Origin of the sequence: Streptomyces sp. NBC_01571 (genome assembly GCF_026339875.1) — a bacterium.
In the GTDB taxonomy this organism is placed as follows: domain Bacteria; phylum Actinomycetota; class Actinomycetes; order Streptomycetales; family Streptomycetaceae; genus Streptomyces.
This window is the reverse complement of sequence record NZ_JAPEPZ010000001.1, coordinates 3,138,323-3,151,493: the sequence shown is the minus strand read 5'-3', so window position 1 is coordinate 3,151,493 and position 13,171 is coordinate 3,138,323. Positions and strand designations below refer to the sequence as shown.

The following is a 13,171-nucleotide window of genomic DNA, read 5'->3' as shown; positions in this document are numbered from 1 at the left end:
CGGGAGGGCCGTCCAGATGCGCCGCAAGGCCAGCCTGATCCTGCTCGCCCTCGCCGTGTTCTGCGCGGCACTGTCCCCACTGACGCGCTGGTACGTCTTCCCACGGGTGGCCAAGATCCCCGCCGACCAGTACCAGGACATGGTCCTGGAGGCGAAGGACGCGACCCTGCTCGACTACGGCACCATGAAGGCGAAGAAGGTCCCCGAGGTCACTGTCGTGCAGACCCTCAAGGGCAACGTCGAGGCCTCCGACCGGATCGAGCGGACGGCGGGCCGCGACGTGGTCGTCTGGGACTCCCTCTCCTACGTGCAGGGCCCCGACGGGAAGATGGTCTCCAAGCTCCCCGAGCGCTACATCTTCGACGCCCACACCCAGGAACCCGTCCACGCGACCGGCGAGTCGGTCGACGGCGACCCCGTCCGGCGCGACGGCATCGAGTTCAAGTGGCCCTTCCGGACGGAGAAGCGGGACTACGAGTACTTCGACGCGCAGACCCGCACCTCGGCCCCCATCCACTACGAGGGCACCCGCACCTTCCGCGGCGTCGAGGTCTACTACTTCGAGCAGACGATTCCCTGGACGAAGGTCGCGTTCCCCAAGGTCATGCCCGTCCAGGGCATCACCGCGCAGTCGGTCGCCAGGACCGGTACGACACGCTGGTACACGACCGTCCGCAGATTCTGGGTCGAACCGGTCACCGGGGCACCGGTCTACGGCGAGGAGATCCACAAGGAGGAACTGCGCGGCGGCACCCTGCTCGGCGGGCGCGCCAAGGTGACCGCCTTCGCCGGGCACGTGAAGATGCGCGAGGACTACATCGAGCACACCGTCGCCCTGGTCAAGTCCAACCGCACCCTGGTCCTGCTGATGACCTCCTACCTCCCCTGGGGCCTGCTGTTCCTGGGCGCCGCCCTGCTGTCCCTCTCCCTCTACCTGGAGGCGCGCGGCCGCCGCCCCGACGATCCCGCCCCCGCCCGGGCCGCACGGCCCGAGCCGGTCAGCGCCTGAGCCGCGCGTTGGTATGGCGGGTCGGCTCCGCGGCCGCCGGATCCTCGGGCCACGGATGCCTGGGGTAACGGCCGCGCAGTTCGGCCCGGACCGCCCGGTAGCCGTCCTTCCAGAAGGAGGCGAGGTCGGCGGTGACCGCGGCGGGCCGCCCCGCGGGCGACAGCAGATGGACGAGTACGGGCACCCCGGCCACGGCGGGTGACGCGTGGAGGCCGAACATCTCCTGCAACTTGACGGCGAGGACGGGCTGTTCGGGATTGGCGTAGTCGACCCGGATCCTGGACCCGCTGGGCACCTCGATCCGCTCGGGCGCGAGCTCCTCCAGCCGGGCTGCCTCACCAGTGGCCCAGGGCAGCAGCCGGGCCAGGGCCTGCCCCGCGTCGATCCGCGCCAGATCGGCCCGCCGCCGCGCGCGGCTCAGCTCCGGCTCCAGCCACTCCGCCACGCGCGCGTGGAGCGCGTCGTCGCCCACGTCGGGCCAGGGCGCGCCGAGATGCAGTCGCAGAAAGGCGAGCCGCCGGCGCAGCGCCTCGGCGTCCGGCGACCACCGCAGCAACCCGAGTCCGTCCGCCCGCAGTCCCTCCAGCAGCGCCTCGCGTACGAGCCCGGGGTCGGCGTTCCTGAGCGGGCGCACCGCCAGCTCCACCGCCCCGAGCCGCTCGACCCGCCGCGCGACGACATCGCCCTCGGACCAGTGGACCTCCTCGCCCTCGGCCGCGAAGCTCGCGGCGGCGCGCCGGGCCGTCCCCTCGTCCACCACCGCCCCGAGCCGCACGCGCGCGTGCCCGGCGCCGACGGGACGGTCGGCCACGGCGACGGCCAGCCAGGGCGCGTCGCGCAGGGCGGAACCGTCACCGATGTCGGCGCGGGTCCCGTTCACCATCAGGTACGAGCCGCCCTGCGCCCGCGCGAGGCGCTCGGGGAACGCGAGGGCGGCGACCAGCCCGACGACGCGGTCGTCCCCGGGGCCGGCCCGGCCACCCGTGTCCCTGTCCGGCGGCAGGTCCTTCGGCGCCTTCTTCGCGGCGTCCTTGGTGGCCGAGCGCAGTCGGCGCGCCTCGGTGCGCCAGCGTGCCGCGTAGGCGTCACCGCCGCGCCGGGCCGTCCGCCAGGCCGCCGCCAGATCGTCCCCGTACTCCCGCGGCGGCTCCTCACTCAGCAGCGCGACCACGTCGGCCGCCCGGTCCGCACCGACCTCGGGCACCGCGTCCAACAGTGCCCGCGCCAGCCGTGGGTGCAGGCCCAGCCGGGACATGCGCACACCCCGTTGCGTGGCCCGGCCCGCCGGGTCCACCGCGCCCACCGCCGCCAGGACGGACCGCGCCGCCGCCATCGCGCCGGCCGGCGGAGGGTCCAGCAGGGCCAGTCCCGTCGCCTCCGGATCGCCCCAACAGGCCGCCTGCAGGGCGAACGCCGTCAGGTCGGCCACCTTGATCTCGGGCGCGGGAAAGCGTGGGAGACGGGCGTCCTCCGCCTCGGACCAGCAGCGGTACACCCGTCCCGGCGCCTCACGGCCGGCCCGCCCCGCCCGCTGTCGTCCGGCCGCCTGCGCGGCCCGCACCGTCGTCAGCGCGCTCAGCCCGCGCGCGTGGTCCACCCGGGGCTCGCGCGCGAGCCCCGAGTCCACGACCACCCGCACTCCGGGAACCGTCAGCGACGACTCGGCGACGGAGGTGGCCAGGACCACCCGGCGCCCGGCGCCTGGGGCCAGCACCGCGTCCTGCACCGCCGCGGGCGCCCGCCCGTGCACCTGGAGCACGTCGATCCCGCCGAAGTCCCCCAACTGACCGGCGACCCGCGCGATCTCCCCCACGCCGGGCAGGAAACACAGCACGTCCCCGTCGCGCTCGGCCAGCGCCCGCCGCACCACCGACACCACGTGTACGAGCAGAGCGGGATCGACCCGCATGCCGTGCGGCGGACGGACGGGCCGCGCCGGAGGCGCCCAGACCACCTCCACCGGATACGAGACCCCCTGCGCCTCGACGACCGGCGCCCCGCCCAGCAGCCGGGCCCAGCCCTCGGCGTCGGTCGTGGCGGAGGCGGCCACGAGCCGCAGTTCGGGACGGAGCGCGGCCCGGACGTCCAGGAGGAAGGCGGCCACCGTGTCGGCGTCCAGATGCCGTTCGTGGCACTCGTCGAGGACCACCACGTCGACGCCCGCGAGCTCCTGGTCCCTCTGCAGCCGCTGCAGGAGCACTCCCGTCGTGACGACCTCCACGCGCGCGCGTGGCCCCACGACCCGCTCCCCGCGCACCGTGTAACCCACGTTCTCGCCGACCTGCTCGCCGAGCAGCCACGCCATCCGCCGGGCGGCGGCCCGGGCCGCGATCCGCCGCGGTTCGGCGACCAGCACCCGGCGCGCCGGGCCCCCGCCGACGAGCCCGGCGAGAACCAACGGCACGAGTGTCGTCTTGCCGGTGCCCGGCGGGGCGCACAACACCGCCGCACCGTGCTCCTCCAGGGCGTCGCGCAGCGCGGGCACGGCGGAACGGACGGGCAGCCGGTCGAGGGCGTCGGTACGGATCACGCCCCCAGTCTCGTACGAGGTCGCGCAGGGACGTCAAACACGCCCCGCGCGCGCATGCACCGCACGCGCGGGTGCCGTTTGGGGACACACCCCCGTGCGACCTGTGAGGTGCACGCGGACACCCCTGGGGGGCAGGCCGGGGGCGAACGGTGGGGAACGGCCTCAGTCCCGCAGGCACACGAAGATCGCGGTGCCCGGGATCAGGTTCCCGCGCAGCGGGGACCAGCCGCCCCACTCCTGGGTGTTCCAGGCGGGCCACTCCGGCTCGACGACGTCCACGAGCCGGAAGCCCCCGGCCACCACGTCACGCACCCGGTCGCCCACCGTCCTGTGGTGTTCGACGTACACCGCGCGGCCCTCGTCGTCCTGCTCGACGTAGGGAGTGCGGTCGAAGTACGAGGCGGAGACCGACAGTCCTTCCGGGCCCGGCTCGTCCGGGAACGCCCAGCGGACCGGATGCGTCACGGAGAAGACGAAGCGGCCGCCGGGACGCAGGACGCGGTGCACCTCGCGCAGCACCCGGACGGGGTCGGCGACGAACGGCAGCGCCCCGTACGCGGAACACGCGAGGTCGAAGGAGCCGTCCGCGAAGGGCAGCGCGCCCGCGTCGGCCTCCACCAGCGGCACCCGGCCGCCGATGCGCAGCGCGTGCTGGAGCTGGCGGTGGGAGAGGTCCAGGGCGACCGGGCGGGCGCCCTGGGCCGCCAGCCAGCGCGAGCACTGGGCCGCGCCGGCGCCGATCTCCAGGACGTCCTTCCCCTTGAGGTCCTCCGGCGGGCCGAGCAGCTCGGCCTCCACCTCGTCGAGGCCCTCGGGGCCCCACACGAAGCGGTCGTCCCCGAGGAACGTGCCGTGCTCGATCTGATAGTCGTCCGCGTTCCGGTCCCACCAGCTGCGATTGGCGCGGGAACTCTCCGTGACGTCCGCGTCGCGTCGGGTGGCTTCGGGCTCGGACTGCTCGGGCTCTTGGATGATCGGCTCCCTCGTATTAATCTGCGGGCTCGGCCCTTCGACCCGCCTCGGGGGTGTCACGGCAGGGGTCGACCAGGGCCCGCGTGGCCTCATGAGACAGGTCTTGTGCCGGGAATGCGGCGATCTGCCCCGGGTGTGCGCCTTCGCGCATTGACCCTGCCCGGCTGCCCCCGTATGCTACAAGTTGCGCTGCGGGCCTGCGCACCTCAGACGTAGCAGGCTGCGCTCGCATCTGTATGTATGTCCCCTCGGTTTTCGAGGCGCCACCGGTGGTGTTCGCAAGAACACGGTGCCGGGACGGGCGCTTCCTTGGCTGTCCGGCCGTCTGCAGAGCGAAACGGGCTCCCGGCGTAAGCAGTACCTACGACTCACTGTCCGTACCGGAGCCCTTTCCCACATGACGAGCAGCACCGAGACCACCTCTACCACGCCGCAGGTAGCGGTCAACGACATCGGTAACGAGGAAGCCTTCCTCGCCGCGATCGACGAGACGATCAAGTACTTCAACGACGGCGACATCGTCGACGGCGTCATCGTGAAGGTCGACCGGGACGAGGTCCTGCTCGACATCGGTTACAAGACCGAAGGTGTCATCCCGAGCCGCGAGCTCTCGATCAAGCACGACGTCGACCCCAACGAGGTCGTCGCCGTCGGTGACGAGATCGAAGCCCTTGTTCTCCAGAAGGAGGACAAGGAAGGCCGCCTGATCCTCTCGAAGAAGCGCGCCCAGTACGAGCGCGCCTGGGGCACCATCGAGAAGATCAAGGAAGAGGACGGCATCGTCACCGGTACCGTCATCGAGGTCGTCAAGGGTGGTCTCATCCTCGACATCGGCCTCCGTGGCTTCCTGCCGGCCTCCCTCGTCGAGATGCGCCGTGTCCGCGACCTCCAGCCCTACGTGGGCAAGGAGCTCGAGGCCAAGATCATCGAGCTGGACAAGAACCGCAACAACGTGGTCCTGTCCCGCCGTGCCTGGCTGGAGCAGACCCAGTCCGAGGTTCGCCAGACGTTCCTCACCACCCTCCAGAAGGGTCAGGTCCGCTCCGGCGTCGTCTCCTCGATCGTCAACTTCGGTGCCTTCGTGGACCTGGGTGGCGTCGACGGTCTGGTGCACGTCTCCGAGCTCTCCTGGAAGCACATCGACCACCCCTCCGAGGTTGTCGAGGTCGGCCAGGAAGTCACCGTCGAGGTTCTCGACGTCGACATGGACCGCGAGCGCGTCTCCCTGTCGCTCAAGGCGACGCAGGAAGACCCGTGGCAGCAGTTCGCCCGTACGCACCAGATCGGTCAGGTCGTCCCGGGTAAGGTCACCAAGCTCGTTCCGTTCGGTGCGTTCGTCCGCGTGGACGAGGGCATCGAGGGTCTGGTCCACATCTCCGAGCTGGCCGAGCGCCACGTGGAGATCCCGGAGCAGGTCGTCCAGGTCAACGACGAGATCTTCGTCAAGGTCATCGACATCGACCTCGAGCGCCGCCGCATCAGCCTCTCGCTGAAGCAGGCCAACGAGGCCTTCGGTGCCGACCCGGCGTCGGTCGAGTTCGACCCGACGCTGTACGGCATGGCCGCGTCGTACGACGACCAGGGCAACTACATCTACCCCGAGGGCTTCGACCCCGAGACCAACGACTGGCTCGAGGGCTTCGAATCCCAGCGTGAGGTGTGGGAGACGCAGTACGCCGAGGCGCAGACGCGCTTCGAGCAGCACCAGGCTCAGGTCATCAAGTCCCGCGAGGCGGACGCTCAGGCCGAGGCCGAGGGTGCCAGCACCTCCAGCGCGGCTCCGGCCGCGTCCGGTGGCGGTTCGTACTCCTCGGAGTCGGACGACACCTCCGGCGCCCTGGCGTCGGACGAGGCCCTGGCTGCCCTGCGTGAGAAGCTCGCCGGCGGCCAGAGCTGAAAGGCTCCCCGCTAGGCAGTAGCTGAAAGAAGTGGGCCCGCACCGGTTCGGTGCGGGCCCACTTCCATGAGGGGTCCGTTTTTCCGGGACGGGTCAGGGCGTCACCGTGATGTTGGTGAGCCCCTCGCCGCCCGTCACCGTGTTCGACGCGTACACGGTGGTCCTGCACGAGGTGCTGTAGTTCGTGACGTTCACCGCCAGCTGCTTGTCGCCCGACGCGCCCCGCAGGTCCGAGGTGTTGCCGCGGAACACCGTGGCGCAGCCCCAGCCGGACTGCTGCGTGTGGGTCTCGTAGCCGTCGTTCGTGGTGGCGGTGCCCTTGTTGTTCTCGACGAGGACGTCGTTGCCCTTCACGTCGACCCAGGAGTCGTCGAAGTTGGCGCCGGTCAGACCGCTGCCGTCGAACGTGTTGCCGGTGATGCGCGCACCCGTGGTGCCCTCCTTGATGTCGACGTTCTCGCCGCCCACGTCCGGTCCGATCGTGTTGCCGGCGATCTCGATGCGGTCGCTCCTGTCCGAGGTCCCGCCGGCCGTGCCGACGTAAACTCCCTCGCCCATGCCGCGGCCGTCGTTGCCGGTGTCGTAGATCCTCGAGTTCCTGATCGCGCCGTCCGTGCTGGAGTTGCGGAAGTGGACGCCCTCCATGTCGAGCCCGTGGACGGTCACCGAGTCGACCACGACGCCCTTCGCCGAGTCGATCATGATGCCCTTCTGGCCACCGGTGACGGTGACGCCCCGGACCGTCCAGTACGAGGCGCCGTTGAGATGCAGCCCATAGCCGCCGCCCGCTGTGAGGACGGCCTTCGAGGAGCCGCTGAGGGTGATGCGGGCGCCGGAGGTCGCGACCGTCGTCGTCTTGAAGTTGCCGGTGTACGTGCCGTCCGCGAGGTGGATGGTGTCGCCGGGCGCGGCGGAGGTGAGCGCCGACTTCAGCTGAGCCGCCGTGGCGACCTCGATGGTCTGGGCCGCGGTCGCGGTGGGCGCTGACGCCAGCATCCCGCCCGTGGCCAGTGTCGCGCCGAGCAGGGGGAGGAGGAGCGCGCATCGGATACGCATGTGGGGGTGACCTTCCCGTCGGTTCGCAAGACTGTTCTTGTACGTGAACTATGGGCGCCCATATGAACGTAAGGGTGCCCCGAATCCGCGTCAAGGTCCGTACCGGGCCGGTGTGCGGGGAGGGAAACGTGGCGGATACACGAGTAACTGCAGGGCTGTAACCGGCCGTTGCCAGGATCCCCGGGTCATTCAAGATCGAGAGGGGAGCCGAAGCATGGCAGCACAGGAGCGATCGAGTGCGTCGAGCCGGCGCGCGTTCTTGCGCACCGTCGGTCTGACCGGTGGTGCGGGCGCGATGTTCGCCACCATGGGGGCCCTCGGCCTCGCGCCCACCGCGCAGGCAGCCCAGCGTGAACAGCCGTACCGCGCACCGAAGTCGGGCGATTTCACACTCACCGGGAGAGGCGCCGCGAAGGTCGTGATCGTAGGCGGGGGCATCGCCGGACTCGCCTCCGCGTACGAGCTCGGCAAGGCGGGCTACGACTGTACGGTCCTGGAGGCGAGGGACCGGACCGGCGGCCGTAACTTCACCGTGCGCGGTGGGGACACGACCACCGACCTGTACGGCAACACCCAGACGGCGCGGTTCGGCGACGGCCAGTACATGAACGCCGGACCGGCCCGCATCCCGCAGTGGATGGTCACCCTCGACTACTGCCGCGAACTCGGCGTCCCCGTCGAGGTGTTCACGAACACGAACGCGGATGCGTACATGTACAACGAGTCGTCCGGCATGACCAAGCCCGTACGCCACCGCACCGCCAAAGCCGACGTGTACGGCTACGTCTCCGAACTCCTCGCCAAGGCCACCGACAAGGGCGCCCTCGACAAGGAGCTGACCGCCACCGACCAGGACCGGCTCGTCGAGTTCCTCAAGGACTTCGGTGAACTCGGCGACGGACTCGCATACGAGGGCGGACCACGCCGCGGCTACACCACCGTCCCCGCCGCCGCCGGGACTCCGGGGGTGCTCCTCGGCGACGTACCGACCGCCTCCGAGGTCTTCGCCAGCGGCGTCGGCCGCTACTTCTCCTTCGAGTTCGAATTCGACCAGGCCATGCTGATGTTCCAGCCCGTGGGCGGCATGGACCAGATACCGAAGGCGCTCACCAGGGCGATCGGTTCCCACCGCATACGCACCGGAGCGGTGGTCTCCCGGATCACCGACAAGGGGAACGGCGTCACCGTCACCTACACCCAGGGCGGGCGCACGAAATCCCTCGACGCCGACTTCTGCGTCGGCGCCCTGCCACCCAACATCCTCGCCGGAATCCCGCACAACCTCGGCTCCGGCGTACAGAACGCCCTGGAGGCGATCACCCCGCAGTCCGCGGGCAAGATCGGCCTCGAATACCGCTCACGCTGGTGGGAGCTCGATCACCGCATCTACGGCGGCATCACCGAGACCGACCAGGACGTCACCCACATCTGGCACCCCTCCTACGGCTTCAACGGCCGGCGCGGCGTCATGATCGGCTACTACAACTACGGCTCCGACGCGGACTCCTACGCCAAGCTCAGCCCCAAGGACCGCGAGAAGCGCGCGGTGGCCGCGGGCGTGAAGATCTACGGCGAGAAGTACCGCACCGAACTCGACTCGTCCTTCTCCCACCACTGGCGCCAGACACCCCACCTGGAAGCCGCCTGGCACGACACCCCCGGCGGCCCCGACGACCCCCGCTACGCACCCCTGAACCGGCCCACCGGACGCGTCCACTTCGCGGGCGACTGGCTCAGCTACACCGACGCCTGGCAGCACGGCGCCTTCACCTCCGCCCGCAACGCCGTCACCTCGATCCACGCGCGCGTGCTGTCGTCGTAACGCTCCACGCGCGCGTGGAGTCCTCGCAACAGGCGTGCGCCGTGCCCGTGGCCGCCCGCGGTCACGTCACCGCAGGGCACCCGGCCGCTCGTGACGGACGGGAAGAAGCGACGAGCAGCGGCACGGAGCACGGGACGGGAATGTCCGTGCTCCGTGCCACGTTGTGCCCTAGGAACACGAGGAGGAGCGGTCACAGTGCTTGATCCGCAGGGTTTGTACGCATGGGAGCCGAAGGGCCTGGCCGTGGTGGACATGGCGCTCGCCCAGGAGTCGGCCGGACTGGTCATGCTCTACCACTTCGACGGATACATCGACGCGGGTGAAACGGGCGACCAGATCGTCGACCGGCTGCTCGACTCGCTGCCCCACCAGGTCGTGGCCCGGTTCGACCACGACCGGCTGGTGGACTACCGGGCACGCCGCCCGCTGCTGACGTTCAAGCGCGACCGGTGGACCGACTACGAGGAGCCCGCGCTCGACGTGCGGCTCGTCCAGGACGCCACGGGCGCGCCCTTCCTGCTGCTGTCCGGCCCCGAGCCGGACGTCGAGTGGGAGCGCTTCGCCGCCGCCGTCGAGCAGATCGTGGAGCGGCTCGGCGTCCGGCTCGCGGTGAACTTCCACGGCATCCCCATGGGCGTTCCGCACACCCGCCCCGTGGGTGTCACACCGCACGGCAACCGCACCGACCTGGTGCCCGGTCACCGCAGTCCCTTCGACGAGGCACAGGTCCCCGGCAGCGCCGAGGCCCTCGTCGAGTACCGCCTCATGGAGGCCGGGCACGACGTACTGGGTGTCGCCGCGCACGTTCCGCACTACATCGCCCGCTCCCCGTACCCGGACGCCGCACTGACCGTCCTCGAGGCCATCACGGGCGCCACGGGCCTGGTGCTTCCCGGCATCGCGCACTCGCTGCGCAACGAGGCGCACCGCACCCAGACGGAGATCGACCGGCAGATCCAGGAGGGCGACGAGGAACTCGTCTCCCTCGTCCAGGGCCTCGAGCACCAGTACGACGCCGCGGCGGGCTCGGAGACGCGGGGCAACATGCTCGCGGAGCCCGTGGAGATCCCGTCGGCGGACGAGATCGGGCTGGAGTTCGAGCGCTTCCTCGCGGAGCGCGAAGGCGACTCGTAGGCCGTGCCGGGCGCCCGCACCGCGTCCGGCCGGGAGCGGCCTCCCCGCGTGGGGGCCGCGCCGGTGTCCGTCGGGGGCAGGCCCTAGGCTTTCCGGCATGTTGAAGGTGGGCCTGACCGGCGGTATCGGCGCCGGCAAGAGCGAGGTGTCGCGGCTCCTCGTCGAGCACGGCGCGGTACTGGTCGACGCGGACCGCATCGCGCGAGAGGTCGTCGAACCCGGAACTCCCGGGCTCGCGGCCGTCGTCGAGGCCTTCGGCACGGAGGTGCTCGCACCGGACGGAAGCCTGGACCGTCCCGGACTGGGCTCGATCGTCTTCGCCGACCCCGGGAAACTCGCGGTCCTGAACTCGATCGTGCACCCCCTGGTGGGGGCTCGCTCCCGCGCCCTGGAGAGCGCCGCCGCGCCCGACGCCGTGGTCGTCCACGACGTCCCCCTCCTGGCTGAGAACTCCCTCGCAGGCCTCTACGACCTCGTGATCGTCGTGGACGCCGCCCCCGAGACCCAGCTCGACCGGCTGGTGCGGCTGCGCGGCATGACCGAGGCTGACGCCCGCGCCCGCATGGCCGCTCAGGCCACCCGCGAACAGCGCCTCGCGATCGCCGACGTCGTCATCGACAACGACGTACCCCTGGAGCAGCTGAGGCGGCGCGTGGGGGAGGTGTGGGCGGATCTCGTACGCCGAGCGCACGCTCGCGAGGAATAGCGGCCCTCGTCGGGGGCGTTGAACCCGTGAAGTGAGGGAAGGACTCAGCCGTGCCCGAGACCAGCGGACCGACCGGACGTACTCCGGAGACGCATGTCATCGACTTCCGTGCCGCCGAGCAGCTGCTCGCCGCGCGCGACCCGCGGGGCGCGGTGAAGCTGCTCGACCCGGTGATCGCCGCACATCCGGAGAACACGGCGGCCCGCCTGCTGCGCGCACGTGCCTTCTTCGCCGCCGCGCAACTGCGCCCCGCCGAGCTGGAGTTCACGATCGTGCTGGAGCGCGAACCGGACAACGCGTTCGCGCACTTCGCGCTCGCCCGCACCTATGAGCGCCAGCTCCGCCCCGAGCAGGCCAAGCGGCACTTCAGACTGGCGGCGGCGCTCGATCCGAAACCGCAGTACCTGGAAGCCGCGCGCTTCGACTCGGACACACCCTAAGCCGCCCGCGACCGTGAGTCACGGGGTCCTGGGGCCGGGACGCGGGGCTCTGGAATCCGCAGGGCCCCGGACGCCCGGACGAGACCCACGGGTGGGCGGACCAGGCTTACGGGTGGTGGTGCTCCGGCGGCCGGTACGGCGGGATGTCACGGCTCGGCTGGTAGTGCGGGCCCTGATGGATGTGCCACAGGATCACGGTCATGTCCACGGTGGCGACGACCCACAGCACACCGCAGGCGGCGGCCCACCCGGGCCGTCCGGCCAGCGCGAACGCGGCCGTTCCGAAGATCGCCCAGACCAGGCCCCAGGCACTCAGCCAGAAGCGCATCCGCAGGGCACTGCGCGCTGTCGTCGGTTCACTGCCTGTACGCATCGGGATCACCGTTCCCGGACCACCGTTCCTACCGGAAAACGTACTCTCGTCGTGCACGTTCACCAAAGGGACGGCGGTCGGACCGACGGGGGAGGCGACAGTGCTGCTGGACGCGCTGCGGGCGGACGCGAGGCTCGCCGAATGGCTGAGAGACCTGGAGAGCGAGGCCCCGCCCCGGACGGAGGCGACGCTTCCGGACGCGGACGAGCTGGCGGACATCCTGCTCGACCTGTCCGTGGCCCACGAACACGTCAACGAGCTCGTCGCCCTGCGCTCCCGGCTCGCCGCGGACCCGGAGGCGATGACGCTGCTCACGCGGTGCGTCGCCCGCTTCGTACGGGACATGGGAGAGATCGGAAAGGGATGGGAACCGCCCGCGTTCCCCGCCTCGACAGGGTCGCTCGGGCGCTGCTTCCACCTGTACGTCTTCGTCGCGGCGCTCCCCTACGTCCGCGCGTACCACCGCGGTCGCGGCATCCCCGACGACGTGTCCCGGCGCACCCTCGCCGACCTCGGACGGCAGGTGGCTGTGCACCGCAGACGGCTCGGCACGCCGGGTCTGCTGTTCCCCTGGTGGATCGCCCTGCACTTCCACGGCGAGCTGTTCCAGCTGGGCCGGCTGCAGTTCCAGCGGTCCCGGCTCGGTCAGCGCACCGGCCACGCCGTCGCGGCGGCGGGCCTCGGCTCCGGACCGGGCGATCCCTGTCTGAGCGTGCACATAGCCGATTTCCGCGGACCGCTGACGCCCGCCGCCTGCGACCGGTCGCTCGCCCTGGCACGGGAGTTCTTCGCCCGGCACTACCCCGACGAGCGCTACGAGGTGGCGGAGTGCCACTCCTGGCTGCTGGATCCGCAGCTCGGGCGGTACCTGCCGGCGGACTCGAACATCATGCGCTTCCAGGAACGTTTCCGCGTCGCGTACCAGGAGACCACCCCGGACGACGGGGTGCCGGTCGGGTTCGTCTTCGGCGATCCCGAGCTGCCGACCCGGGACCTGCCGAGGCGCAGCGCCGTGGAGCGGGCGGTGGGGGACCATCTCCGGGGTGGCGGCCACTGGTACGTCGGGCACGGCTGGTTCGCGCTGCAAACCCCCTCGAACGAGTGAGGGGGGCGCAGGAACGAGGCGACGCGGGCTGCCCGTTGGACGAGTGTGAGCGTGGAACTGCGTGAAGGAAAGGCGTGAGGACCCGAGGCGGCGCCCGGCCCGGGGCGGCGGAGCCGGTGGGCCGATC

At 71.1% G+C, this 13,171-nt stretch carries 11 protein-coding genes; 7 read left to right on the top strand and 4 right to left on the bottom strand.

Going from position 1 to position 13,171, the window contains the following annotated elements; all coding sequences use genetic code 11:
* The first annotated feature begins 16 nt into the window (after positions 1 to 16).
* Positions 17 to 1,009 carry a cell envelope lipid trafficking protein PgfA gene (gene pgfA / locus OHB41_RS14230; RefSeq protein WP_266698410.1) on the top strand — a complete coding sequence of 331 codons (993 nt, stop codon included), beginning with the start codon at positions 17 to 19 and terminating at the stop codon, positions 1,007 to 1,009.
* On the opposite strand, the gene hrpB is transcribed toward pgfA, so the two are convergent.
* The gene (gene hrpB / locus OHB41_RS14225; RefSeq protein WP_266698409.1) at positions 999 to 3,539 is read right to left on the bottom strand and encodes an ATP-dependent helicase HrpB; all 2,541 of its coding nucleotides are present in this window, start codon (positions 3,537 to 3,539) and stop codon (positions 999 to 1,001) included. The genes pgfA and hrpB overlap by 11 nt on opposite strands.
* A 162-nt stretch (positions 3,540 to 3,701) precedes the next feature.
* Complete coding sequence (locus tag OHB41_RS14220; protein WP_451289360.1) at positions 3,702 to 4,604, bottom strand: class I SAM-dependent methyltransferase; 903 nt, start codon at positions 4,602 to 4,604, stop codon at positions 3,702 to 3,704.
* A 304-nt stretch (positions 4,605 to 4,908) separates the two neighbouring features.
* Here OHB41_RS14220 and rpsA point away from each other — a divergent pair, with 304 nt between their 5' ends.
* Complete coding sequence (rpsA, locus tag OHB41_RS14215; RefSeq protein WP_168527616.1) at positions 4,909 to 6,408, top strand: 30S ribosomal protein S1; 1,500 nt, start codon at positions 4,909 to 4,911, stop codon at positions 6,406 to 6,408.
* A 93-nt stretch (positions 6,409 to 6,501) separates the two neighbouring features.
* Here rpsA and OHB41_RS14210 read toward each other — a convergent pair whose 3' ends face one another.
* A complete protein-coding gene (locus tag OHB41_RS14210; RefSeq protein ID WP_266698405.1) occupies positions 6,502 to 7,464 on the bottom strand; it encodes a right-handed parallel beta-helix repeat-containing protein in 963 nt (320 codons plus the stop codon).
* 295 nt (positions 7,465 to 7,759) lie between these two features.
* On the opposite strand from OHB41_RS14210, the gene OHB41_RS14205 reads away from it, so the two are divergent.
* From OHB41_RS14205 to OHB41_RS14190, 4 genes are all read left to right on the top strand, one after another.
* Positions 7,760 to 9,286 (top strand): flavin monoamine oxidase family protein, encoded by a 1,527-nt coding sequence (locus tag OHB41_RS14205; RefSeq protein ID WP_266705862.1) that lies wholly within the window; start codon positions 7,760 to 7,762, stop codon positions 9,284 to 9,286.
* A 195-nt stretch (positions 9,287 to 9,481) separates the two neighbouring features.
* Positions 9,482 to 10,420 (top strand): PAC2 family protein, encoded by a 939-nt coding sequence (locus OHB41_RS14200; RefSeq protein WP_266698403.1) that lies wholly within the window; start codon positions 9,482 to 9,484, stop codon positions 10,418 to 10,420.
* 97 nt (positions 10,421 to 10,517) lie between these two features.
* Positions 10,518 to 11,126, top strand: coding sequence for a dephospho-CoA kinase (gene coaE / locus OHB41_RS14195; protein ID WP_266698402.1), 609 nt, complete (start codon positions 10,518 to 10,520; stop codon positions 11,124 to 11,126).
* 50 nt (positions 11,127 to 11,176) lie between these two features.
* Positions 11,177 to 11,566 (top strand): tetratricopeptide repeat protein, encoded by a 390-nt coding sequence (locus OHB41_RS14190; protein ID WP_266698401.1) that lies wholly within the window; start codon positions 11,177 to 11,179, stop codon positions 11,564 to 11,566.
* Between the two features lie 106 nt (positions 11,567 to 11,672).
* On the opposite strand, the gene OHB41_RS14185 is transcribed toward OHB41_RS14190, so the two are convergent.
* Positions 11,673 to 11,939 (bottom strand): DUF6343 family protein, encoded by a 267-nt coding sequence (locus OHB41_RS14185; RefSeq protein WP_266698399.1) that lies wholly within the window; start codon positions 11,937 to 11,939, stop codon positions 11,673 to 11,675.
* A gap of 100 nt (positions 11,940 to 12,039) precedes the next feature.
* On the opposite strand from OHB41_RS14185, the gene OHB41_RS14180 reads away from it, so the two are divergent.
* Positions 12,040 to 13,044: an acyltransferase domain-containing protein gene (locus OHB41_RS14180; RefSeq protein WP_266698398.1), complete on the top strand. Its 1,005-nt coding sequence runs from the start codon at positions 12,040 to 12,042 to the stop codon at positions 13,042 to 13,044.
* The last annotated feature ends 127 nt before the right edge of the window (positions 13,045 to 13,171 follow it).